The sequence below is a fragment of the Micromonospora taraxaci genome (genome assembly GCF_007830095.1).
Taxonomy (GTDB): domain Bacteria; phylum Actinomycetota; class Actinomycetes; order Mycobacteriales; family Micromonosporaceae; genus Micromonospora; species Micromonospora taraxaci.
On sequence record NZ_VIWZ01000001.1, the window covers coordinates 4075365 to 4096555 of the forward strand.

Sequence of the window (21191 nt, forward strand, 5' to 3'; positions counted from 1 at the left end):
AATCGGCCTGTCCGAGGAGCCAGGACACCCCGGTTTCCGTGAAGGCGAGTGGATATCACACCCTGCGCGGAGGCGACCATGAGCACGACCTTAAGAAAGTTAAGGTGGACCTCTTTGAAGTTAAAGATTCTTGAGGTACAAATTTAGGTATGACAGAGCAGGCGATGGACTGGCAGGAACTGACCAGCCTGACGCGGGGCCAGCCGTTCGTCGTCGAGCGGGTGCGCCTGGCGAGCAACGGCGTCGCGATCGAGGGCGAGTTCGAGCTACCGCAACTGGCTCAGCTCAACGTCGAGGACCAGGTCTTCGTGACGGCGTTCGTGCGCTGCCACGGTTCGATCAAGGAGATGGAACGCATCTTCGGGGTGAGCTACCCGACGATCAAGTCACGGCTCAACCGGATCACGCAGATGCTCGACTTCGTCGAGACCGACCCGGCACCCTCGCGGGCCGACATCATCGACCGGCTCCGCCGCGGTGAGATCACCGCCCAGCAGGCGTTGGCCGAGTTGGACGGCCGATCGTGATGCCGCAGCTGGTGACCGTCAAGGTCAACCGCCCGGACCATCGGCCCCTCCACTTCTGGGTTCCGGTGCTCCCCGTGGCGCTCGTACTCCTGCCGGTCGTGGTCCTGGTCGTCCTCGCGGCGATCGTGGCCTGCCTCGTGTTCCGCATCCGTGTGGTGCGGGCGCTCGGTGCCGGTTGGCGCGTCATCTCCGCGCTGCCCGGCGCCCGCTTCGACATCGAGCAGGGCCGCCTGGCCGTGCTCGTGGCCATCCGATAGGAGAGGTTCGCATGACCGAACAACGCAAGGACATCCTCGACATGCTGGCCGCCGGCAAGATCACCGCAGAGGAGGCGGAGCAGCTCATCGCCGCCCTCGAACGGGACCAGGCACCGGCGGTGGCAGGTCACGACCTTCGACCGAAGGGCAAGGTGAAGTACCTGCGGGTGGTGGTGGACGCCACCGACAACGGCGAGCCGTCGCGGGTCAACGTGCGGGTGCCACTGCAACTGCTGCGGGCCGGCGTACGGCTGGCGGCGCTGGTCCCGCCGCAGGCCCTGGTCAAGGCCAACGCCTCACTCAGCGACTCGGGCGTGCCGATCGACCTGACGCAGCTCAAGCCGGAGCAGTTGGAGGCGCTCGTGGAGCACCTCGACGACGTGACAGTGGAGGTGGACTCCCCCGATGCCACAGTGCGGGTCTTCTGCGAGTAGGCGCCGTCCGATGGGACGGCCCCTCGAGAGGGTGCTGGAACACCCTCCCGAGGCTGCGCCCGCCGCAGCAGAGCACAGGTGAACTGCCAACCTGAAGTCTAGCCACGCACCAGCACACCAGCGGAGGGACCACTCGGACGGGTGGTCCCTCCGCCGCGTCCCGCCAAACGGTTCGCATGTCGGCAATCCGTCGTTGTCGGGGCGTCGGGCCACTCCGTAGCGTCGCGGCTACGTATCGATGCCCAGCGGAAGGACCCCTCGTGTCCGAACTCGTCGCTCCGCAGCTCGTCGTGAACAGCAGAATGATCTACTTCGGTTGGCTACCGGCCGACCCCGACGCGGTGGCCGCCCTGGTGCCCGACGGGCTCACGCCGGCACCGAACCACCAGGTCTTCATGAACCAGTACGTCGTCGACGACGCCGGCCAGACCTCCGGCTTCGGCGCGTACTCCCTGACGTACATCGGGCCGGATCTTTCCGGGGTCGACGCCCCCGACGGTGTGACGCCCGGTCGTTGGTGGACCCATTACGTCAACTCAAGCCCGGTCGTCCGGGCCTACGCCACCGCCCGGGGCGTGCCGGCAACCCCGGGCAAGACCACCATCGAGGTACGCGGACATCGGCTGATCGCCACCACCGAGGCGGACGGCGTACCCGTGATCAGGACGACGGCCCGCGTCGGGCGCACCGGCGACGCCGTCAACCAGGGCCAACTGCGCTACCTCACCCGGCTGGACGGCAGGCTGCACAGCGGCAACTACCCGTTCGTGGCAGCGCCGGTCGACCCGTTCGCTGTCGAGTCGCTGGAGTTCCTCGAACCCGACCACCCGGTGTACGCACTGCGCCCGGCCGACCCGCTGACCATCGTCTGGGGTTTCTACTCGCCGCGCGCGTCGTTCGCCTACCCAGGCGGCGAGTCGGTGCTCGACTGACGGGACGCCCCGGTCAGGGGTTGATCAGTCTCCACTCGCCTTCGGAGACGACGTCGACACTGCCATCGACAACGGCGATGGCGGTGTCGTCGTCGATGGCGTACGTCGGGACCGGGATTCCGGACGCCCACTTCTGGATGTCGGGCAATGTGGTGTCCTCCATGTCCGGATGGTTGAGGTGGGGGTACAGCGTGAAGTCCACCAGCCCCAACGCCCGGTCGGCGTCCTGCGCCATGTCGCTGCCGTCCGGGACGAACCCGAGATCGAACTCGGCGTCGCAGTTGTACGGGGTGACAGCGATGCTCCCGGCGCTGACCCCCACATAGACCGTGTCACTCAGCGAGGGCAGGAGGTCGGCCAGGCCCGACTGGCGCATCCAGTGCGTCAGATACAGCACGTCGCCGCCCCAGACGAGGAGGGCGTCGGCCTCCCGGACCGCCGGGACCCAGTTCTCTTCCCGGATGGTCGGTAGCGCGGTGAGCTCCAACAGCCCCAGGGACTTCCAACCCAGCTGACACAGCGGGATGTCGGCCCGACCGTGAACCGCCTTCCACGCCTTCTCCGCCCCGCCGGGGAAGGGGTGGACAGCTGTGGGAATGAACAGGGCCGTGGACTCGGCGATCGGCTTGCCCAGCATGTCGACGAGCGCGTCGGAGATGCTCGGGTTACTGATGCCCCCCGAGGTGAGAAGGAACTTCATGCCGATCCGCCCTCCTGAAGCTAATCTACAAGTGTCGATGCTGACCGAGGAAAGGGCCCCGATCGTGTCCATCGGTAACCGAACCCTCCCACGAATCCTCTCCGCCCTGCTGGCTGCCGTGCTCGCCACCGGCCTGTCCGCCGTCGGTGCCGGACCGGCGACCGCCGGGCAGACCAGCCTGCGGGCTGCCGACCCGAGCGTGATCCGCGTCGGTGCCACCTACATCTCCGTCCAGTCGCTCAACGGCGGGGTCACCGTGCGGCAGGCGTCGTCACCCGACGCGCTGGCCGCCGCACCCGCACGCCAGGTGTGGACGGACACCCGCAACCTCGGTGAGGTCTGGGCCCCGGAGATCATCACCGATGGTGGCAGGTACTACATCTACTTCTCGGCCGGGCGCGGTGCCGCCCACCGCATGTACGCGATCCACTCGGCGTCGCCGGCCAGCGGCTACACGGCAGAGCGGCAGCTTGCGTTGCCCGACGGCAAGTGGGCGATCGACGGCAGCCTGTTCACCTTCAACGGGCAGCGGTGGTTCGTCTGGTCGGGCTGGGCCGGCGACACCAACATCGAACAGAACATCTACCTCAGCCGCATGAGCGACCCGCTCACCCCGACCGGCAATCGGTACGTCATCTCCCAACCACGGGAGAGCTGGGAGCGCGTCGTCGGCAACCCGTACATCAACGAGTCCCCCGAGGCGATCAGGGACCCCAACGGGCAGCTCCACATCGTCTACTCCGCCAATGGCAGCTGGAGTGACCAGTACTGTCTGGCCGACCTGCGACTGCGCGCCGGCGGCGACCCGACGTACGTCTGGGACTGGTACAAGTCCAACGGCTGCCTCTTCGGGTCGAACCGGGCCACCATGATGGCCGGCTGGGATCCCACACTGCACGTCAACGGGCCCGGCCACCACAGCTTCGTGCTGCTCAACGGTGACATCGCCACGAGCCCGCCCGCCGGGCCGAAGTTCCCGTTGATGTTCCACGCCGTACCCAAGGGCACCACGTACTCCTGGGCGAACCGGTACTGGTACACCGGCACGTTCTGCTGGTGGGGCAACACCACCTACCGCCGCGCCAACGTGCCCGGCCCGACCACCGACACCGGGTTCAGCATCAAGTTCTTCGAGTGATCGCACGGACAAGGAGACGTGCGGCGGCAGCTGTCTCCGCGCTACACGGCCAAGCGCCGTCCCCTCGTCCTGGCCCGCAAGCCGGGCTAGTCGGCGCCCGTGCGCCCTTCCGTCGACATTGCTAGGCGTCGCGGCGCAGCGTGAACCAGAAGGTCGGCACCGAGTTGGTGCCCGGTGTGACGTCGATCAGTGCCCAGCCGGGGAACCTAGCGCGGAGCTCGTCGGCGGTGACGCCCGCCGCCCACGACGTGACCTCGGGCATCGGATTGCCGAGCGGCTCGGGGCCGTACCCGAACATCAGCAACCGCGCACCGGGAGCGGCGCGGTGGGTGAGCCCGGCAGCGTAGGCGTCGCGGCGGTGCAGCGGGATTCCGCAGTAGCAGTTCAGATCGAAGAACAGGTCGAAGGGGCCCGGCACGTCCAGCTCGTCGAGGCGGGTGGCGTCTCCGTGCAGCAGCCGTACCGCCACTCCCGCCGCCGCAGCCTTCTCCCTGGCCTGGTCGACGGCGCTGTCGATCAGGTCGACAGCGGCCACCTCCCAGCCGTGTCGTGCGAGGTAGGTGGCGTTGGTCCCCGTGCCGCAGCCGAGTTCGAGGGCGCGGCCGGGCGGCAGCGCGCCGCGCCCCTCTACCAGCTCGACCAGCTCGGGCGGCGTCACGCCGGTGTCCCACGGTGGCTTACCGGTGCGGTAGTAGCCCTCCAGTGCACGGTGGACGGACTCCTCCTCAGGGTCTCGCTGCGCGAGGGCGAGCTCCGGTTCCGACCTCTGGCTGGCGTCGGGCTGACCCATCGTCTCCTCCAAGAATTAGAGTTGGACTCTAGTGACTCACTCTAGAGTTCGACTCGCATGTGGACAAGGAGGTCGCGGACCGGGCGGGCGTGGCCGTCCAGACGGTCTACTTCGTTTTCGGCATCAAGCGCACGCGTTCAAGGACGTCGTCGACACGTCCATCGCCGGGGACACCCGAGCCGGTCGCCACAATGGATCGTGAGTGGTTCGGCGCCGCGTGCGCTGCTCAGCTCGGCATGATGATCTGCCTGATCGCGTCAGCGTGATCGGGTACGCGCCGCGCGTCTGGCGCGACTCGTCATGGCGCGCCGGGCGGGGGCGGGCACTCCAGGACCGCGATGGAGTTCCCGACGAACAGCCCCAGGTGCGGGTGCCCGGAGAAGATCTGAACGGCCTCGTCGTGCGAGCCCGCTTCGACAATGGTGTAGCCGGTCAGAGAGTCGGTGACGTCCTCGACACCCTGCGCGGTGACCAGCTTCTTTGCGTTCAGCGAAGCGCCCGGGTCGACGATGGCCTTCTCGTTGGCCTGCGCCCACGACGCCCAGGCGTTGATGAACTCGGTCTGCTGCTGTTCGGTGAGGTCGGTCTTGCCGGCCTCGTCAGCCGCGCCGTGAAAGAGCGCGAGGAATCTGCCCATATCCCCGCATCGTATCGGGCGGCATCCCCCTCGCCGCCAGCCTGACCGGCGGCAACCGCCACGACGTCACCCAACTCCTGCCCCTGGTCGACAAGATCCCACCAATCAAGGGCGCCCAAGGCAGACCGCGGCAACGACCAGACCGGATCTACGCAGATCGCGGCTACGACTTCGACAAGTGCCGCCGCGACCTACGGACCCGCGGCATCACACCCGTCATCGCCCGACGCGGTGTCACACATGGCTCCGGGCTCGGTACCCGACCGGTGGGTCGTCGAGCAGACCATCGCCCTGCTGGACTGGTTCCGCCGTCTGCGCATCCGCTGGGAGATCCGCGACGACATCCACGAAGCCGTCCTCACCCTCGCCTGCGCCATCATCTGCTGGTGCCGACTCCAACACTCAAAGAGTCAGGAGTTCTCAGTCAGCCGGGAGCGGAGGCTGCCCGGTAGTCGCCAGCTGTGCCAGGCGGGTGGTGATCGCTCCGACCGTCAGGCCGCGCCGAGGCCGTTCATGAAGGTGGCTACGACGAGGTCGGCGGCTTGCGGTGGCGTCAGGGTGGGGAACTGGTGGGCGGCGGCGTCGACGAGTTGGTCAAGGACCGTTCGCGCCCAGGTCATGTCCACGTCGCCGCGGAGGTATCCCTCGTCTCGTGATCGGCGGATGAAGGCGTCGACTCGGGCGCTCTGCGCCTGACGGCGGATGCTGGCGGCAGGGTCGTTCTGCATCATGCGGCGAGTGTCGAGAGGCCATTCGCGGCTGACGGGGACGATTCCCTCCACGTAGCGGTGCAGGGCGACGGGCACGGGAGCCTCGGTCAGGCGGGCCTCGTCGAGGACGTTTTCGGCGGAGTCGAGCTTGGCCTGGAAGACGGCGCTGAGCAGGGCTTCGCGGTTCGCGAAGCGGCGGTGCAGGGTGGTGCGGTCCACTCCGGCGGCAGCGGCGACGGCTGACATGGAGGTGCCGGGGTCCTCGGCCAGAAGTCGAGCTCCGGCGCGGAGGACGGCATCTAGGTTGCGGGCGGCGTCGGCTCTCATGGTGCTGCGATCTTACTCGACTGTTTTAGCTACCCGGCAATCTTCTGCATGTGAGCTGCGGAACAGAATATTTTCGCCTCAGTCGTGTTGCATTTAGCGACCGTAACTCTACGGTTGTGTAGCTACCCGCTTCGGGTGGCGAGGAATGACAAGCGAGGAGACGTACGATGACAAGGACTTGGCTGATCACCGGTGGCTCGCAGGGCCTGGGCAAGGCACTGGTGCTCGCAGCGCTGGAGGCCGGCGACCGAGTAGTGGCGACTTCCCGCAAGCCGGAAGCGCTGGCTTCCCTGGTGGCAGAGCACCCCGAGCGTCTCGCGGCCGTCGCGCTCGACGTCACCTCCCCGGCGCAGGCCCGAGAGGTGGTCGCCGCGGCGGTGCAGCGGTTCGGCTCCATCGACCTGGTGGTCAACAACGCGGGCTACGCCACCAGCGGCTCGATCGAGGACTTCCCCGAGGAGGAATTCCGCGCGCAGGTCGAGGCGAACCTGTACGGCGTAGTCAATGTGACGAGGGCGGTCCTACCCGTGATGCGCGGGCAGCGCTCCGGGCATATCGTGCAGATCTCCTCGATCGGCGGCCGCGCAGGCGGCACCCCCGGCCTGGGTGCCTACCAGACGGCGAAGTTTGCTGTGGAGGGCTTCTCCGAGGTCCTCGCCAACGAAGTGGCCCCCTTGGGCATCAAGGTCACCATCGTCGAGCCGGGCGGTATCCGCACCGGCTGGGCCACCGGGGCCGCCGAGGCCTCCGGTCCCATCACGCCTGACTACGAGCAAACGGTTGGCGCGTGGCTGGATCGATTCGCGCAGTATGCCGGGAACGAGCCCGGCGACCCGGACCGCATGGCCCGCGCCATCGTCGACACCGTGGACGCCGCGGAGCCTCCGCGCCGGCTGCTGCTCGGCAGCGACGCACTAGGGATCGCGATCAGCTCAGAGGAAGGCCGTATTGCGGAAGCCAACTCGTGGGCCAAGGTGAGCCGGTCCACGGACTACCCCACCGCCTGACCGACACCGTGGTGGCTCGGTACGTGCAGCGGGGCGACCCGGCCACGATGGCCGCCGCGATCCTGAGGCTCACCGAAGAGCCGGCACCGCCGATGCGGCATCTGCTCGGCTCCTCCGCCCTTCTCATCTCAAGGAACTAAACATGACTGTGCGCGACAAGCTCTACATCGGTGGTTCCTGGGTGACTCCCAGCGCGCCGGAGCTGATGCTCGACATCCTGTCCCCGCACGACCAGTCGGTGCTCGGCCGCGTCGCGCAGGCCGCACCAGCCGACATCGACAAGGCTGTCGCCGCCGCGCGTGAGGCGTTCGACCACGGTCCGTGGCCGCGCACCTCGCCGAAGGAGCGCCAAGACGTCGTACGTCGTTACGACGCGCTGCGTACCGCCCGGGCGGACGAGATCGCCGCGGCGATCTCCACGGAGAACGGCTCGGCAGGCTGGTTCACCAAGATCGGTCAACCCTTCCTGACCCGTCAGACCAACGCCTACCTTCAGGCAGCCGAGGAGTTCGGCTGGGAGGAGATCGTCGCGCCGTCCGACCCTTCGGTGGCCTTCGACACCATCGTCCGGCGCGAGGCGATCGGTGTGGTCGCCGCGGTCATCCCGTGGAACTCCCCGTTCTCCGCCGCCACCGCGAAGCTGATCCCGGCTCTGCTGGCGGGCAACACCGTCGTGCTCAAGGTCTCCCCGGAGAACTCGCTGAGCATGATGCTGCTGGCGGACCTCTGGCATGAGGCCGGGCTACCCGAAGGCGTCCTCAGTGTGCTCCCGGCGGACCGGGAGACCAGCGAGCACCTCGTCTCGCACGCCGACGTCGACAAGATCTCCTTCACCGGCTCGACCCGCGCCGGCCGGCGGATCGCGGCGATCGCCGGGCAGCAACTCAAGCGAGTCGGTCTGGAACTGGGCGGCAAGTCCGCCGCACTGATCCTGGACGACGCGGACCTGGCCGCCGCGATGCAGGGACTGCGGTTCGGCTCGCTGGGCAACAACGGCGAGGCGTGCATCCTGCAGACCCGCATCCTGGCTCCACGCAGCCGTTACGAGGAGGTTGTCACCGCTGTGAAAGACATGGTCGAGTCGCTGAAGGTCGGCGACCCCGCCGCATCCGACACCTTCATCGGCCCGATGATCCGCCGCGACCAGCAGCAGCGTGTCATCGACTACATCACCATCGGCATCGAGGACGGCGCGCGTCTGGTGACCGGCGGCCCGCAGATCCCCGCCGGCCTGGAGAAGGGCAACTACGTCACCCCGACCGTGTTCGCCGACGTCGACAACGGCATGCGCATCGCGCAGGAGGAGATTTTCGGCCCGGTCCTGGTCGTCATCGCCTACGACGACGATGACGACGCCGTGCGGATCGCCAACGACTCCGAGTACGGCCTGTCCGGCGGAATCTGGTCCGCGGACGTTGCCCGCGCCCTGGCCGTCGCCCGCCGGCTGCGTACGGGCACCGTCACGCTGAACGGCTCGCCGATCAGCTTCGACGGACCCTTCGGTGGCTACAAGGCCAGCGGTCTCGGCCGCGAGTACGGCAAGGTCGGCCTGACCGGATACGTCGAGCATAAGTCGATCACCCGCACCCGGTGATCGTAAGATCTTCGATGGAAGAAGCCCTCCGAGGTATTCACCGAACTCGTAGAGTCACATGCTTCGACGGGCTGAATCTGCCCTGCTCCCCGGGTGCTGGGATAATCCTGAGCGTCAAACTGGCCTGACCTGCGATGCGGCCTGACCCCGGCCGCGTTGCATCAGCTCCGCCCGGCCACCTTTCTCCTGCCGGTGGCCGGGCGGATCGCAACCGTCGTCACCGGCCGCGTGCCGCATTTTCGACCCGGGACTGTGCCCGCTCTGCGAAGAGCTTGAAGTGCACGACCTTGAGTTCGGCCTCGGTCAGGCTCTCCCATCCGCTGTCCAGTCGGGCCGCGCCGGGGCCTGTTCAGGCAGCCACGCCCCGAGCACGGGTTGCCCGCCGTTGGCACCATCGTTCCGATGAACGTTCGTCGCCTGGCGGCCATCGACATGCACGGCAGCCGAGGAACCATCCGCCGACGGCGCATCATCCTCGCCGAGTTCCTCGTCGGCGTGGTGCTGATGGTGACGTGGGGCGGTTGGCTGGTGGCGTCAGCGAACGGCTTCGGCACCCGGGCGATCGGCTTGTGGTTGGTCGGCGCGGGTCTCAACTACGCGCCACTGTCTCTGTACGCGCTCGCGCTGATGCGGCCCGGCGCCCTCGATGCCGAACTGGCCGGCGCCGACATCGACGGGGAACTGCGCCGGTACACAGTGCTTCAGCTCTGGGTCTTCGTGCCGCTGTCGCTGGTGGCCTTCGCCGTCCGCGACACCCTGGCCCGGCGTAGGGCCGGATGACGGCCGACTGAACGGGGTCGGCTCGTCAGCTCTTGGCCTTGCTGCGACGGGTCCGCCGACGAGGGGTTTCGTCACCGCCGGCAAGCCGGGTGAAGGTGAGCACGTTCGCCAGCGCCACGGCGACGATCGCGAGGCCGACCTGGATGGCGAGCACGATCCAGTCCCAGCGCAGCACCCACACCTTCACGCCGGCGTCGTCGTCGACGTGGAGTGCCCGGGCGACCACTGTGCCCAGCACCGCCGAGCCGACGCCGAGGACGAACGTGGCGAAGACGCCGATCCGTTGCCTGCCCGGCAGGATGAGTCGCCCGAGCAGGCCGACGAGGGCGCCGATGAGCACCGCACCGAGATAACCGGTTACCAGCATTGCTGTCTCTCCCCTCCAGCAGTGCTGACATACATGCCCGAATCTCACGTTCCCGGAAACCCCGCCCCGATCAGGGGCCGCGGTGATGTCACCCGGACCCACTACTCTGGCGGAGCTTTCACACCCGAACGAAGGACCGCCCATGGCCCGCCCCTACAAGCCCGGCCCGAAGCAGTTCGTCTTCGCAGCCGGCGACGGCGACGACCACCACGTCACGGTCGGCGACCCGCAGGAGGCATACGTGGCGTTCTCCACGTTCTTCCGGGGTCGAGAGGCTGACACGTACACCGTCACTGACGCACCGGCGAGGCAGAGCCTGGTGCTCATGCCCCGTCTGGGGGTGATCTCCCGGATCGCTGAGGCGGACCACCAGCGGTCGGAACACCTCCGGGTCGACAGGCCCAACCGCTACCTGCCGAGCGCGATGCTGTTCTTCGAGAACGGATACGCCGGCCTCGACCACTTTGGCCAGTGGTTCGCCGACCTCGCCGATCTCGACGCGTCACCGGAGACCCGGGGTGCCGCCCGCGCCGCCACGTTCACGACGGAGGCAGCGGCCATCGACGAAGTGGGCCGGATCTGGGCGGATTCCGGCTACGTCGACCCGACCGACCAGTACTACATCTTCTTTGACTCCACGGACGTCGACGACGACCGGGCCGACCGCGCCGAACTGCTCCAGTTGATCGATTTTCTCGGTCTCGAACGGGTCGACGCCCCGGCCGGAGCCGCCGGGGGCGAGGTCTGGGTGCGCTCCGACCCACGCCTCGACGCCCAATGCGAACAGTGGGCGTGACGAGATGAGGGACGTCGTCTTCACGCGTCGCAGCGGCTGGATCCCGAGCGTGATCCACGAGGCGGGCGAGCTGAAGCTGATGCTCGCCGCCGGGGCCGACGCCAACCACGACCCTCGCGAGTTCACGTTCCCGATCTCCGAAGCCCACCTCGCGGTGATCCGGGAGGACCTGGCCAGACACCTGCTGCTGTGGAGTGCTGTCCTTCCCCTGTCCGAGGCCGCCGGCACCGAGGGCCAGCTCGACGAGGCCGCTGCCGTCGCACTCCTGGACCCGGTCCTACTTGCCCCGCCCGCTGACGTCGACGCGCTCTTCCGGCACATCCCCTGGGACCGGAGCCGGCTGGTCGCCCACGGCGCCGACATCCGCCTCCTGGAACGCGGGCAGGTCTGCGACGCGATGCGCGCGGCGACCGCGACGGCTAACGAGAAACGTGCCCAGGAGCATCACGCGGACCGCCGTCGCGCCGAGCGCGGAACAGTCCTCGGGCCACTCGACGCGGCGATCCTGCGGTACACGGGCCAGTATCTGCACGGCGCGACGATTCCGCGGCGGAACCCCGACGCCGTCAACAGCGCGCTGCTCCCCCAGGTCATGCGGGTGATGGCCACCGCCGAGCAGGCGTGCGCCGGCATGCGGATCAACCTCGACCCGCGACGGGGAAACCGGGCCACTGACAAACGCGACTGGGAGCGGATGACGGCGGCGGTGGACGCGGCCGTGCGCCGCGCGTACCCCCAGCTTGTCGATGACGCGGTGCGGACGGTGAGCTTCCTGATGTGCTCGGAGGCCGCGGCCCGCGCCAAGAGCGCGCCGCCGGAAGACGACGACAACGCGGCCGGCGACTCCGGTGCGAGTACGCGCAAGACGGCCCTGACCTTCACCGATGACAAGGGCGGCGAGAAGAGGTGGCTGCGCGACGGCGCTCGCGGTGCCTCCGCCGAGTTCTGGGAGTTCGTCGCCGAGCGCTCCGCCGGGGACAACGAGGTGTTCACCATCGAGGACGAGGAGATGGGCGAGGGGATCCAGCTGCACTTCTACGCGGACTCCATCGCCCGGATCACGACGGTGCGGCAGGGGGAGGACGGGTCGGATCCGGAGTACCAGGTCGAGTACAGCCTGGTCGACGGGCTCGGCGGGTACCGACACCTGGTGAACGCGTTCGTGCACGGCGGCTGCGCCGCGCTCGACCAGCACGGTCCCTGGATGTCCGACGCCGCCGAGTTCGAACGCGCGCGTCGTCGGTGAGTACTCAGTCCCCGTCCTGCCACCTGCGCACATCCGTCTGGTCGTGATAGGGCATCCGGTCCGGCGTGGTGATGAATTCCATCGTCGTGCCCCACGGCGTGCGGCAGTAGCAGACTCTGTTTCCCGGACCTTGTTCAGTTGTATAAGGAATAGGGCGAGGCTCCGTGAGGGGGGTGCCTCCGGCCCTTCTGAGGCGCTCAACCGATGCGTCGATGTCGTCGGTGTAGAGGCCGAAGTGCGTGATGCCGAAGTCGCTCGGTCGGACCGGCTGGGCTTGTTCGGGGCCGTGCATTTCGAAGAGCTCGAAGTCGGGTCCGGTGCCGATCTTGACCATCGCCTGCGCGCGCACGACCGTTCCAGGGTGAGCACCAACGGCCCGCTCGAATTCGGGTCCCTGCCGCGGCGGATCCTGCGGTCCGAAGGACTGATAGATCACCTGGGCGCCGAAGGCTTCCACGAAGAACGTTTTTGCGGCTTCGATGTCGGGCACCGTGATGCCGATGTGGTTGACGCCGCGAATGACAGGTGCGGTCATGACAGCTCTCCTCTCTGATCTAACCGATCGACCGGGACAGGTGCGGGCGCAGAGGATCACGTGGCCCTGAGGAAATCGGTCAGAGCGGCCGCGACGTCATCCGGCCGTTCCTCCGCGAGATAGTGACTGGACCGCGTAACCGGGCCGCCCGTCACGTTGCCGGCGAACTCTTTGAGCATCGGCACCATCTGCGCACCGAAGCGCTGGTCCCCGCCGAGACCCAGCACCGGAATCTCCAGCGGCTTCTTCTTGTACTCGAGCGCGGCCGCATGGTCGGCAGTGAGGGTCCGATACCACTCCAGGCCGCCGCGGGTGCGGCCAGGAAGCGCCATCGCTGTCGCGTAGACGTCGATGTCCGCCGGATCGAAGCTGCTGTGGTCGTAGAACCGCTCAGCCATGAAGGTCGACACATAGTCGTACTCACGGCCGTGGATCAGGCGCTCGGGTAGATCCCGGTTCATGTGGAAGCTGAAGTGCCAGAGGCTCGCGGTCGCCGCCTCCCATCCGGTCCAGCCGGGCAGCGGAACGTCGAGGACGGCCAGGTGGGTGACAGCCTGCCGATAGGTGGCGGCCTGCGGCAGGGCGACCATCCCACCGATGTCATGTCCGCACACGGCGTAGCGTTCATGCCCAAGGGCAGCCATGACGTCGTGCGCGTCGCTCGCCATCGTCGCCTTGTCGTAGCCGTCGAGCGGGCAGTCGGAAAAGCCCGCGCCGCGCATATCGATGGCCACCACGCTGAAATGCTCGGCCAGCAGCGGCATCACCCGGTGCCAACCCCACCATGTTTCCGGCCATCCGTGCAGCAGAAGGACCGGCGGGCCCGAGCCGCCCGTGACGGCGTTGATCTTGATGCCATTCACCGGCACCAGTTGCTGGGTGAACCCCTTCAAAGCTGCGATCATGATCGCTTTCCAGGCAGATGTCGACGTTCGAACAGAGCTCGCGGCCAACGCTCAGGGCTGGTCGACACCGGTGGCAATCGTGATGTCGCGCCAGGCGTCGATATCGCTGCTGTCGCCGCCACGAACCGCCATGATTGAGCATTTCTCAGGCGTCTGAGACCAAGCTACCGCGACCAGGTAGTACCTGGGGTCGAACCGTCCGGGACAGCTCAACAACCCGGCCGGATTCGCCCTGCGCCGACGTCAGCCCCTGAATCCAACGTGACTGCATAGTGCTGATTGTCGGACTCGACGAACAAAGCTGGCAGCCGATCGGCAGACTTACCCGAGAGGGCGAGTGCCTGGTCGTGGCTGACGGCGTAGCCGGCGAGCTGGTCGGCGTGGTGGACAAGGAGTTCCGACGTTGAGTGACACGGATCTTGGCGCCCGCAGCGACCGGGGCAGCGAGTACGCCGACCTTTCCCGCCTGGTCCGAAACGCGGGCCTCCTCGACCGACGACCCCGCCGCTACGCGGCGCGGGTGACGGCGGTGCTGGGTGGTCTCGTACTGCTGGGCGTGCTGTTCGTGCGGCTCGGGCCGTCCTGGTGGCAGACGGTCACCGCGGCCGGCGTCGCGGTGCTCCTCGCGCAGCTGGCGTTTCTCGGTCACGACGCCGGGCATCGGCAGATTTTCCGCTCCCGCCGGGCGAACGACGTGGTCGGCCTGGTGTGCGCCAACCTGGTGACCGGGATCAGTTTCGGCTGGTGGGTCGACAAGCACAACCGCCACCATGCGCATCCGAACACCGAAGGCCGCGACCCCGACCTCATGGTGGCTCCGCTGTCCTTCACAGCGGGTCAGGCTGCGGCGCAGCGCGGCCTGCGGGCGCTGTTCGTCCGGCACCAGGCGGCGCTGTTCTTCCCTCTGCTGCTGGCGGAGGGTCTGCATCTGCACGGCGCCAGCGTCCGGGCGGTCGTCCGTCGCGGCGGACTCAGGCGTCGACGAACCGAGGCCGCCCTGCTCGTCGTGCATTTCGCCGGCTACCTCGGGGCCGTGTTCCTGGTCCTGAGCGGGCCGCAGGCGATCGTGTTCATCCTGGTCAACCAGGCCGTGTTCGGCCTCTACCTGGGCAGCTCCTTCGCCCCGAACCACAAGGGCATGCCCATCCTGACCGAGGCCGACAACCTCGACTACCTACGCCGACAGGTCCTCACCTCCCGCAACGTGCGCGGCGGCCCGCTCATCGACGCACTACTCGGTGGGCTCAACTACCAGATCGAACATCACCTCTTCCCCAGCATGCCCCGACCCAACCTCCACCACGCTCAGCCGCTGATCCGTCAGTTCTGCGCGGAACACGACATCGCCTACCGCGAAACGACCCTCATTCAATCCTGGGCTCAAGGGCTGGCTCACCTACGGGCAATGGGCGCCGGAGCGACCCGAGCGGGCAACCGCTGAGACTGGTTGGCCACCGATCGCTGGGCGCGTCCGGACCGCCCTTCGAGCCAGCTAATCCAAGTCATTAACCTCGGAAAGCCCAGTGGAGGATCAGCAGGGGGTCATCTGCCACGTCACCTTCGTCACGTTGACCGGTATATACAGGTCACCCCCGCTCCCGCCGGCAGGAGCACAGGTCTTGAAGGGAATCGACGAGCCAAAAGCGAACCCGGATATTACGGCGTCGCGGCCCGTGCCGTTGTAGAAGTTGAATCCCTGGATGCTGCCGGTCCACTCGCTGTTGGTCGTCAGAGACGGCGTCTCCACGGGACCCTGCGGCGGGTGATTCCAGTTGGGCCAGATACAGAGCATGCCCTGCGGGCAGTTCCCGGCCCCCCAGCCTTGCATCGACATTTCGGGTGCTGCCGCCGAGGCGGCTGGGGCGGGGGCGGCGGCCAGCATGCCCGCGACGGACGCGGCAATGGCGATGGATTTCAACAGCACGGTTCACCTGCTTTACATAGATGCTCGTCGTTGTAAATTTAAACTACCTGCGGAAAGTTGACAGGTCAAGCGCCTGAAACGAGATGCCGATCGAGGAGAGCCAGGCAGGCGTCGCTCTCACCCACAGGCCGGTCAGCGGGTCAGGCCGACCAGCGTGGCCAGTCGCGCCACGCCGGCCGGCGCCGGGTTCGCGCGGGCGATCTCGGCGATCACCGTACGCACCAACGGCCGGCACCGAACCTCGGCTGGCGCGACACTGTCCGCGTCCACCAGGGCGCGGGCAGCCCCGCGCAGGTCACCCACCTGGAGGTACGCCCGAGCGACATCAACCAGGTAAGCGCCCCGATACTCGGCCGGCAACCGCCGGAACGCCTCCCGCCGAACCACCGTCACGTGCCGTTGCAGCGCCTCATCGGAGTCACCCCGTTGCGCCGCTGACAGCACCCGCGCCAGGTCGACGGCGATCGGCCCGAAGCTGGTGCGGTGCGTGTCGTCGTACCCCCGAAGGTTGCTGGCGACGCCCGCGGCCCGGTCGGTCAGCTCGTGGGCGCGGAGGGCGTCGCCGCAGCCGGCGGCGGCCAGCGCAGCCTGGAGAAGCAGCGTCCCACCCACGGCCCGCTCCCCCGCGCTCCCGCCCCGGCCATCGCCCCCGTGATCAAGAGGTTTGCGGGCGATTTGATCTCCAACAGTCCCGCAAATCTCTTGATCGCCGGGGCCGGGCAGGGAGGGAAGGATGCGGTTCGCGGCGCTGAGGGTCGCGGCCAGGGCCAGGCGGTCGCGGTTGGACGCGCGGAGCGCCTGGGCGACCGAGATGGCCGCCGTTGCCGCCAGGAACGGGTCGTCGCCGGCGGCGGACATCGCGCGGTCGGCGGCCAGCCAGGCCAGGTCGGCCTCGCCGAGCTTGACCAGCAGCGACGAGGTGATCCGGTACGCCTGCACCAGCACCTCCGCCGACCTCGCACCCCGAGCGGCGTCGAGCAAACCCGGCACCACCCGCACCAACTGCCCGTAGTGCGCGTGCTGGTAAGTCAACCAGGCATGCCCGACCTGCCGTCGCAGCTCGTCCGTCTGCGGTGGAACCTGCGGGATGTCGTAGCGGGCGAGCGCGGCCCGGATGTCGTCCACCCCGTCCGGAGTGCCCGCCGGGGTGGCCTACGGCTGGCCGAGCAGCACCTCCGGGTCGACCCGCAGAACGTGGGCCAGTTCCTGGATCACCGAGTACCGGTCCAGGGTTCGGGCACCCCGTTCGATCTTGTCCACCCAACTCTTCGACCTGCGCAACCGGTCGGCAAGCATCTGCTGCGTCATCGACCGCCGCACCCGCCACCGGGCCACCCGACGACCGATCGGAACGTCATCGTTGGTCACGCCGCCACCGCCGGTCCGGGACCGCGCGGGTCGTGTCCTCAACGGGTACGCGCTCCGCCTCGGCCTGAGCGAGGAGGCGCTGTTTGGCAGCCTCCCGCTCGGCCGCCTCGCTGTTGTGCTCGCCTTTGCTCGATGCCCCGTCGCCTTGCATGCCCACCTCCATCGGACAGCGGGCGCGACATCGGACTTCGAGTAGCCACCAATGCCGTCACCCAGCGTCATCGTCGGCCTGACGATCGGCGGTGTACCAGGCGAAACGCGTCCGTTACGGCATAGCGGACAGTCGAAGATGGTGGACAGCGTTGGTCACCTGGCGGGTGAGCTCTCGGGATTTTGTGGCAAGGGCAATGGCATCCGCCGCCGCCAGGGTTTCGCGGGCCGCCGACGTGTCCCCGGCTTGCGCCTGAACGACTGCAAGATGCACCAGGTTGCGACCGTGCCACTCCGCACCGCCGACCTCCTCGTTGACGCCCGCGACACCGGCCGTCAGCAGTTCCAGCGCGCGATCGTTCGCACGACTATCCACAGCGCCGAGATACCTCCAGACGCTCCCCTGTTGGATAGCGAAGAACGATGGGGTGTACCAGTAACCCCACGGCGAAAGCGTTTCCGCTGCCGATTGAGCTGATAGATCCGATGCCTCCGAAAGCCGCGCGAGTATGTCAGCGCTAGCTGCTCCGGCCATGGCTAAACCCCGCGCCTCCTGCCCTGCGCAGTAGGCACGTAGGGCGGCGTTTACGCCGTGGTCCCGCCGTGACTCGCGCGACAGTTCAATCATGATTGGGAGATCGTGCCGCAACTCCGCCTGGTGCCCCTTGAAGGACAGTACGGTGGCGGTGAGTTCCCTGTTGCCCGCCTCATTCGCCCACCGTAAGGCCCTCGCGTTCCAGACCGTGGCGGCGCGCTCCTCACCCCGCGAAATGCTCAGCCAGCCGGCAAACTGCGCCCATTGACCAGCGACGTCCACGATGCTGGCCCGCACACCGTCGGGCGCTTCCCGCAGCAGGTCGGTGACCGTGTCAAGGTGGGCATGGAGTGGCTTCATGATAGGGCCGGAGCCAACAACGTCCTCTAGCCGGCGATACCCAGCAAGCAGGTCGGAAAGGGCTTGAGCGGCGGCCCGGTCGACCCGCCGGGGGTGAGTCTTCGCGTAGGCCAAACGATCGCCACCGTGTGGCGCTTCGGCAACCAGCGCCGCCAAAGCGCCACACGCCTCGAGTGCTACATCCAGCCTCGCCGCCACCTCTACCGTCGGATGCGTTTGACCCATCTCGAACTGATGGATGAGACTCTTGCCATGGTTGACAGCGACGGCGAGTTGCCGCAGGGACAAGCCCCGCGCCTGCCGGAAGCGCCGCAACTGAGCAGCGAAGTTCGGGGCGACAATGGTCTTCGCGCGTGCGGGCATCCCAAGACTCCTACGGAAGCAGAGTTGCGGTACTCACCCTAGTCCAATATCCGCTCTTCGACTGGCTGCTGACGAAGCATCTCTTAGAACGCCTCGCCACAAGCTTCGCTCCAACGATTAACCGCGGTGAGTCAGTTACCAGCTTGATGACTAGAACAACGTGCCTTCAATATTCGGACCGGCTAATTCCTCTATCTAGTCGAAATATCTCGTCTTCAGGGTCGCTGATCGCTGACCGAATATTGTCAGCCACCTTATCTACCAGCTTGGCACCCCACCACGGATCCGTTTGATCATAAAGGATTACGCGGATATGCCGGAGATCAAATGGGACATCATCCTGATTTGACGAGATCAAAATTACAGGCTTCTGCAAGGCATGTGCGAGGCCGAGTTCGTAGAACACATTCGGGTTCTTCGTTGTCAACTCAGCAACCAAAACACGCGCACCGCGGATGCCACGCCAGATTTGATCGATCACCTTCCCTGTCGCAAAGATATCATCGTCGGCTCGAATTGCCGTGAGGCCCGCCTGCTCAATGGCGGGCTTATAGATAGATTCGTAGTATCCGCCGAGCGCTCCAGAGAAAGGCTGCATCACGAAACACGTCGTCCCGGCTGCCACCGCCGCCCGTGGAGCCGCCACCCCCGCAGGTGGCTTGTGGGCGTCATCCCTTCCTGCATCGATCAGCTTAGGGCGTTCACCGGTCTCGTCAATTAATTTAGCCGACTTTATCGACTCTTCGAATATTTCCAGAAATTCAGTGACTTTGTCACTTGGAATGTTGAACCTGTCAACCAATGCATTTACAAGAAATGGTCGATCGGGGAGGTTTTCACCTCGATAGTAGTTATAGACGGTTGAGATGTCAGGAGCCGCCAATACGGCATCGCGAAGAGCGCCGAGCCGATCATTCTCCGACTGAGGCGCGATGGCCTTGCGAGCCCTGTCAGTCAGAGCGAGCCTTCCCGACTCGGACTCGAGAAACCCGTACTTCTTGCTGGAGCTTATTTCTAGCTCGTAGGCGCCCGTCAGAGAAGTTCCACCAGCAAAGGCCACCGCCTCTCGTGGCGTGGCCGGCCTACCGCCATTCTGTTCATATATTGCCCTTGGTATGCGTAGCGCCCGTTCCACAGCATGCCGAGGAAACTTTGCCGGCGGAACAAACTTGCCAGCAACGCCTGCCGTCGGGGCCCCTTTCTTGGCCGTCGTCTTCTTGGCCATCGTCTTCTTGGCCGTCACCTTCTTGGCCGTCACCTTCTTGGCCGTCGTCTTCTTGGCCGTCGCCTTCTTCGGTGCTGCCGCCCTCTTTGGGGCAGCTTTCGCACCCGTTTGCTCGACCGGCGCATCCTTGGAGGTCGCTTGCGCCGCCTCACCGATAGGCCGCCCGTCGCCCACATGCGGCTCTGCCGACTCGACGACTTCGGACTTCGGACTACTTTCGCGCGGCTCGTGCGGCTCAGTCAATTACACGCCCCAATCTGTGAGTTACCTTCAGAAATCTCGTAGAACGACCCGAATCGCGTTGATTTAAAGAGCGAACAAGCAACACCCGCCCTGGCACGCCGGCCGGCGAGAGCAACGCAGCGAGAGGCTAGCTGCCAGGGCGGGTTAATTAACTCTTAGTGGAAAGAATCAGACACAATGACATCCGAACACTCTAAGTAGGCAAATAATGACCCTGAGTAGTCGAACCATCTATGGTAGCGTGATTGGATTATCTATAGGCCGCGGGCTTTGGCGGGAGTGCGTTATCAATGATGAGGCGACTGCGGCCCAGCAGAATGACATGGAATTACGCCCACGATACACTTACCCTCAGCTATGAGGACATGCCAGGCATCTACCGAGCTTCCGACCGGGCGTCAGAGACCGGCCAACGTTCATACATGAGGTGGAGCCTGATGAGGCTTGCCTCTATCGTGGTCGCGGCTATAACTGGCACAGTTAGTGCAAGCTCAAAGGATAACAGAAACGCGTTTTTGCTATTTGGAATTCTAGCGGTCATTGCGTTCATCTCTGCGCTTGTAGTCGAAATATTGCTGCTAACTTTTCGGCCAGAAGAAGCTTGGTACCACGGCAGAGCCGTAGCAGAGTCTGTAAAGACGCTGACTTGGTCTTACGTCATGCAAGCCGACCCATTCGGCCCGAATCAATCTAATCTCGATGCCGATAGATTGTTTCTACAGAGGATTCGAGAGGTCCTAGGGGGCATTCCGGCGGGCACCAGAGTCGAGGCGAGCGCAGGAGCGGAGATCACTAGCAAGATGAGAGCGCTCCGCCGCTACTCTTTTGACCGGCGCAAGCAGTTATATCTCGCGGAACGGGTAACTGGACAGCTCGAATGGTATGCAAGAAGAGCGGCCTGGAATGAGAAGCGAGCGAAAGTTTGGCGGGCAGTTTTGCTTGCGCTCGAAGCATCTGGAGGCGCCTTGGCCGTTTGCCAAGTAGCTCAACTATTGGATTTGAATGCTGAGGCGCTTATCGCCTCGATCGTTGCAGCAATCGGAGCATGGTTCGGCATCAAGCAGTTCGACAATTTGTCAAACGCATACGCTCTGACTGCAACTGAGCTATCACTTGTCAAGGCCGACGGACTCAGTGTTGCCAATAGTGAGAGTTGGAGTGAATATGTCCGGCGGGCCGAACAGGCAATAAGCCGGGAGCACACCATGTGGCTCGCCCGCAGAGTGCAGCCCCGCCTTGCGGAATAACGCCCAGAGCGGGTTCACCCCTAACGCATGTCGATAATTCCAAAGCACGTGGTCTCGTCCTCATCAAGTACACCGTACGGACATCGAGCTGCCT

27 protein-coding genes and 1 pseudogene are annotated in these 21191 nt (G+C 66.1%); 16 read left to right on the forward strand and 12 right to left on the reverse strand.

Annotation, left to right across the window (positions count from 1 at the left end; translation table 11 throughout):
• The first annotated feature begins 149 nt into the window (after window positions 1-149).
• From FHU34_RS18840 to FHU34_RS18855, 4 genes are all read left to right on the forward strand, one after another.
• The gene (locus FHU34_RS18840; RefSeq protein ID WP_208745033.1) at window positions 150-527 is read left to right on the forward strand and encodes a DUF2089 domain-containing protein; all 378 of its coding nucleotides are present in this window, start codon (window positions 150-152) and stop codon (window positions 525-527) included.
• Complete coding sequence (locus FHU34_RS18845; RefSeq protein ID WP_145782468.1) at window positions 527-784, forward strand: hypothetical protein; 258 nt, start codon at window positions 527-529, stop codon at window positions 782-784. Before FHU34_RS18840 ends, FHU34_RS18845 begins: the two co-directional genes overlap by 1 nt.
• A gap of 11 nt (window positions 785-795) precedes the next feature.
• Window positions 796-1218 (forward strand): SHOCT-like domain-containing protein, encoded by a 423-nt coding sequence (locus FHU34_RS18850; protein WP_145782471.1) that lies wholly within the window; start codon window positions 796-798, stop codon window positions 1216-1218.
• 260 nt (window positions 1219-1478) lie between these two features.
• Window positions 1479-2150 (forward strand): acetoacetate decarboxylase family protein, encoded by a 672-nt coding sequence (locus FHU34_RS18855; RefSeq protein ID WP_244311726.1) that lies wholly within the window; start codon window positions 1479-1481, stop codon window positions 2148-2150.
• Between the two features lie 13 nt (window positions 2151-2163).
• Here FHU34_RS18855 and FHU34_RS18860 read toward each other — a convergent pair whose 3' ends face one another.
• On the reverse strand, window positions 2164-2850 hold the full coding sequence (locus FHU34_RS18860) for a Type 1 glutamine amidotransferase-like domain-containing protein (RefSeq protein WP_145782473.1): 687 nt from the start codon (window positions 2848-2850) through the stop codon (window positions 2164-2166).
• Between the two features lie 64 nt (window positions 2851-2914).
• On the opposite strand from FHU34_RS18860, the gene FHU34_RS18865 reads away from it, so the two are divergent.
• The gene (locus tag FHU34_RS18865; protein WP_244311727.1) at window positions 2915-3988 is read left to right on the forward strand and encodes a glycoside hydrolase family 43 protein; all 1074 of its coding nucleotides are present in this window, start codon (window positions 2915-2917) and stop codon (window positions 3986-3988) included.
• A gap of 121 nt (window positions 3989-4109) precedes the next feature.
• Here FHU34_RS18865 and FHU34_RS18870 read toward each other — a convergent pair whose 3' ends face one another.
• Window positions 4110-4778, reverse strand: a complete 669-nt coding sequence (locus FHU34_RS18870; protein ID WP_145782476.1) for a class I SAM-dependent methyltransferase — start codon at window positions 4776-4778, stop codon at window positions 4110-4112.
• Between the two features lie 59 nt (window positions 4779-4837).
• Here FHU34_RS18870 and FHU34_RS18875 point away from each other — a divergent pair, with 59 nt between their 5' ends.
• Window positions 4838-5044, forward strand: a complete 207-nt coding sequence (locus FHU34_RS18875; protein ID WP_208745034.1) for a hypothetical protein — start codon at window positions 4838-4840, stop codon at window positions 5042-5044.
• Between the two features lie 32 nt (window positions 5045-5076).
• On the opposite strand, the gene FHU34_RS18880 is transcribed toward FHU34_RS18875, so the two are convergent.
• Entirely contained in the window at window positions 5077-5415 is a 339-nt protein-coding gene (locus FHU34_RS18880) for a YciI family protein (RefSeq protein ID WP_145782478.1), read from the reverse strand.
• Between the two features lie 14 nt (window positions 5416-5429).
• Here FHU34_RS18880 and FHU34_RS18885 point away from each other — a divergent pair.
• Window positions 5430-5802: pseudogene (locus FHU34_RS18885) on the forward strand (transposase); the annotation flags it as partial.
• Window positions 5803-5906: 104 nt separating this feature from the next.
• Here FHU34_RS18885 and FHU34_RS18890 read toward each other — a convergent pair.
• Window positions 5907-6452, reverse strand: a complete 546-nt coding sequence (locus tag FHU34_RS18890) for a TetR/AcrR family transcriptional regulator (protein WP_145782480.1) — start codon at window positions 6450-6452, stop codon at window positions 5907-5909.
• Window positions 6453-6619: 167 nt separating this feature from the next.
• Here FHU34_RS18890 and FHU34_RS18895 point away from each other — a divergent pair, with 167 nt between their 5' ends.
• The 3 genes from FHU34_RS18895 (at window position 6620) to FHU34_RS18910 (ending at window position 9833) form a co-directional block, all read left to right on the forward strand.
• A complete protein-coding gene (locus tag FHU34_RS18895) occupies window positions 6620-7459 on the forward strand; it encodes an oxidoreductase (RefSeq protein ID WP_145782481.1) in 840 nt (279 codons plus the stop codon).
• Window positions 7460-7601: 142 nt separating this feature from the next.
• Entirely contained in the window at window positions 7602-9053 is a 1452-nt protein-coding gene (locus FHU34_RS18905; protein WP_145782483.1) for an aldehyde dehydrogenase, read from the forward strand.
• A 402-nt stretch (window positions 9054-9455) separates the two neighbouring features.
• Window positions 9456-9833, forward strand: coding sequence for a hypothetical protein (locus FHU34_RS18910; RefSeq protein ID WP_145782486.1), 378 nt, complete (start codon window positions 9456-9458; stop codon window positions 9831-9833).
• Window positions 9834-9858: 25 nt separating this feature from the next.
• Here FHU34_RS18910 and FHU34_RS18915 read toward each other — a convergent pair whose 3' ends face one another.
• Entirely contained in the window at window positions 9859-10200 is a 342-nt protein-coding gene (locus FHU34_RS18915; protein ID WP_208745035.1) for a GlsB/YeaQ/YmgE family stress response membrane protein, read from the reverse strand.
• Window positions 10201-10342: 142 nt separating this feature from the next.
• On the opposite strand from FHU34_RS18915, the gene FHU34_RS18920 reads away from it, so the two are divergent.
• Together FHU34_RS18920 and FHU34_RS18925 are read left to right on the forward strand one after the other, a co-directional pair.
• Window positions 10343-10996, forward strand: a complete 654-nt coding sequence (locus FHU34_RS18920) for a hypothetical protein (RefSeq protein WP_145782488.1) — start codon at window positions 10343-10345, stop codon at window positions 10994-10996.
• A 4-nt stretch (window positions 10997-11000) separates the two neighbouring features.
• Window positions 11001-12242, forward strand: a complete 1242-nt coding sequence (locus FHU34_RS18925) for a DUF6357 family protein (RefSeq protein WP_145782490.1) — start codon at window positions 11001-11003, stop codon at window positions 12240-12242.
• Window positions 12243-12246: 4 nt separating this feature from the next.
• Here the strand turns inward: FHU34_RS18925 and FHU34_RS18930 are convergent, their stop codons facing one another.
• Entirely contained in the window at window positions 12247-12777 is a 531-nt protein-coding gene (locus FHU34_RS18930) for a VOC family protein (protein WP_145782492.1), read from the reverse strand.
• Window positions 12778-12833: 56 nt separating this feature from the next.
• Window positions 12834-13682 (reverse strand): alpha/beta fold hydrolase, encoded by an 849-nt coding sequence (locus FHU34_RS18935; RefSeq protein WP_145782494.1) that lies wholly within the window; start codon window positions 13680-13682, stop codon window positions 12834-12836.
• Between FHU34_RS18935 and FHU34_RS32990 the strand changes: the two genes are divergently transcribed.
• From FHU34_RS32990 to FHU34_RS18940, 3 genes are all read left to right on the forward strand, one after another.
• Entirely contained in the window at window positions 13681-13839 is a 159-nt protein-coding gene (locus tag FHU34_RS32990) for a hypothetical protein (RefSeq protein WP_167524839.1), read from the forward strand. The genes FHU34_RS18935 and FHU34_RS32990 overlap by 2 nt on opposite strands.
• Before the next feature lie 115 nt (window positions 13840-13954).
• Window positions 13955-14089 (forward strand): hypothetical protein, encoded by a 135-nt coding sequence (locus tag FHU34_RS34065; RefSeq protein WP_280116491.1) that lies wholly within the window; start codon window positions 13955-13957, stop codon window positions 14087-14089.
• Window positions 14086-15123, forward strand: coding sequence for a fatty acid desaturase family protein (locus FHU34_RS18940; RefSeq protein ID WP_145782497.1), 1038 nt, complete (start codon window positions 14086-14088; stop codon window positions 15121-15123). The genes FHU34_RS34065 and FHU34_RS18940 overlap by 4 nt, the downstream gene beginning before the upstream one ends.
• Window positions 15124-15213: 90 nt before the next feature.
• On the opposite strand, the gene FHU34_RS18945 is transcribed toward FHU34_RS18940, so the two are convergent.
• The 5 genes from FHU34_RS18945 to FHU34_RS18960 all read right to left on the reverse strand — a co-directional run bounded on the left by FHU34_RS18945 (window position 15214) and on the right by FHU34_RS18960 (window position 19850).
• The gene (locus FHU34_RS18945; protein WP_145782499.1) at window positions 15214-15606 is read right to left on the reverse strand and encodes a hypothetical protein; all 393 of its coding nucleotides are present in this window, start codon (window positions 15604-15606) and stop codon (window positions 15214-15216) included.
• A 132-nt stretch (window positions 15607-15738) separates the two neighbouring features.
• Entirely contained in the window at window positions 15739-16731 is a 993-nt protein-coding gene (locus FHU34_RS18950; protein WP_244311728.1) for an XRE family transcriptional regulator, read from the reverse strand.
• Window positions 16732-16758: 27 nt separating this feature from the next.
• Window positions 16759-16974, reverse strand: coding sequence for a helix-turn-helix domain-containing protein (locus tag FHU34_RS33770; RefSeq protein ID WP_244311729.1), 216 nt, complete (start codon window positions 16972-16974; stop codon window positions 16759-16761).
• Between the two features lie 265 nt (window positions 16975-17239).
• Entirely contained in the window at window positions 17240-18382 is a 1143-nt protein-coding gene (locus FHU34_RS18955) for a helix-turn-helix domain-containing protein (RefSeq protein ID WP_145782500.1), read from the reverse strand.
• A gap of 166 nt (window positions 18383-18548) precedes the next feature.
• Entirely contained in the window at window positions 18549-19850 is a 1302-nt protein-coding gene (locus FHU34_RS18960) for a hypothetical protein (protein WP_208745036.1), read from the reverse strand.
• A gap of 365 nt (window positions 19851-20215) precedes the next feature.
• On the opposite strand from FHU34_RS18960, the gene FHU34_RS18970 reads away from it, so the two are divergent.
• Entirely contained in the window at window positions 20216-21097 is an 882-nt protein-coding gene (locus FHU34_RS18970) for a DUF4231 domain-containing protein (protein ID WP_167524840.1), read from the forward strand.
• The last annotated feature ends 94 nt before the right edge of the window (window positions 21098-21191 follow it).

What these genes read in the sequence shown, in the direction of transcription:
- FHU34_RS18840 (WP_208745033.1), top strand. Translation starts at nt 150, where the DNA reads ATGACAGAGCAGGCGATGGACTGGCAGGAACTGACCAGCCTGACGCGG.
- FHU34_RS18845 (WP_145782468.1), top strand. Translation starts at nt 527, where the DNA reads ATGCCGCAGCTGGTGACCGTCAAGGTCAACCGCCCGGACCATCGGCCC.
- FHU34_RS18850 (WP_145782471.1), top strand. Translation starts at nt 796, where the DNA reads ATGACCGAACAACGCAAGGACATCCTCGACATGCTGGCCGCCGGCAAG.
- FHU34_RS18860 (WP_145782473.1), bottom strand. Translation starts at nt 2,850, where the DNA reads ATGAAGTTCCTTCTCACCTCGGGGGGCATCAGTAACCCGAGCATCTCC.
- FHU34_RS18870 (WP_145782476.1), bottom strand. Translation starts at nt 4,778, where the DNA reads ATGGGTCAGCCCGACGCCAGCCAGAGGTCGGAACCGGAGCTCGCCCTC.
- FHU34_RS18880 (WP_145782478.1), bottom strand. Translation starts at nt 5,415, where the DNA reads ATGGGCAGATTCCTCGCGCTCTTTCACGGCGCGGCTGACGAGGCCGGC.
- FHU34_RS18890 (WP_145782480.1), bottom strand. Translation starts at nt 6,452, where the DNA reads ATGAGAGCCGACGCCGCCCGCAACCTAGATGCCGTCCTCCGCGCCGGA.
- FHU34_RS18895 (WP_145782481.1), top strand. Translation starts at nt 6,620, where the DNA reads ATGACAAGGACTTGGCTGATCACCGGTGGCTCGCAGGGCCTGGGCAAG.
- FHU34_RS18905 (WP_145782483.1), top strand. Translation starts at nt 7,602, where the DNA reads ATGACTGTGCGCGACAAGCTCTACATCGGTGGTTCCTGGGTGACTCCC.
- FHU34_RS18910 (WP_145782486.1), top strand. Translation starts at nt 9,456, where the DNA reads ATGAACGTTCGTCGCCTGGCGGCCATCGACATGCACGGCAGCCGAGGA.
- FHU34_RS18915 (WP_208745035.1), bottom strand. Translation starts at nt 10,200, where the DNA reads ATGCTGGTAACCGGTTATCTCGGTGCGGTGCTCATCGGCGCCCTCGTC.
- FHU34_RS18920 (WP_145782488.1), top strand. Translation starts at nt 10,343, where the DNA reads ATGGCCCGCCCCTACAAGCCCGGCCCGAAGCAGTTCGTCTTCGCAGCC.
- FHU34_RS18925 (WP_145782490.1), top strand. Translation starts at nt 11,001, where the DNA reads ATGAGGGACGTCGTCTTCACGCGTCGCAGCGGCTGGATCCCGAGCGTG.
- FHU34_RS18930 (WP_145782492.1), bottom strand. Translation starts at nt 12,777, where the DNA reads ATGACCGCACCTGTCATTCGCGGCGTCAACCACATCGGCATCACGGTG.
- FHU34_RS32990 (WP_167524839.1), top strand. Translation starts at nt 13,681, where the DNA reads ATGATCGCTTTCCAGGCAGATGTCGACGTTCGAACAGAGCTCGCGGCC.
- FHU34_RS18935 (WP_145782494.1), bottom strand. Translation starts at nt 13,682, where the DNA reads ATGATCGCAGCTTTGAAGGGGTTCACCCAGCAACTGGTGCCGGTGAAT.
- FHU34_RS18955 (WP_145782500.1), bottom strand. Translation starts at nt 18,382, where the DNA reads ATGCCCGCACGCGCGAAGACCATTGTCGCCCCGAACTTCGCTGCTCAG.
- FHU34_RS18970 (WP_167524840.1), top strand. Translation starts at nt 20,216, where the DNA reads ATGCCAGGCATCTACCGAGCTTCCGACCGGGCGTCAGAGACCGGCCAA.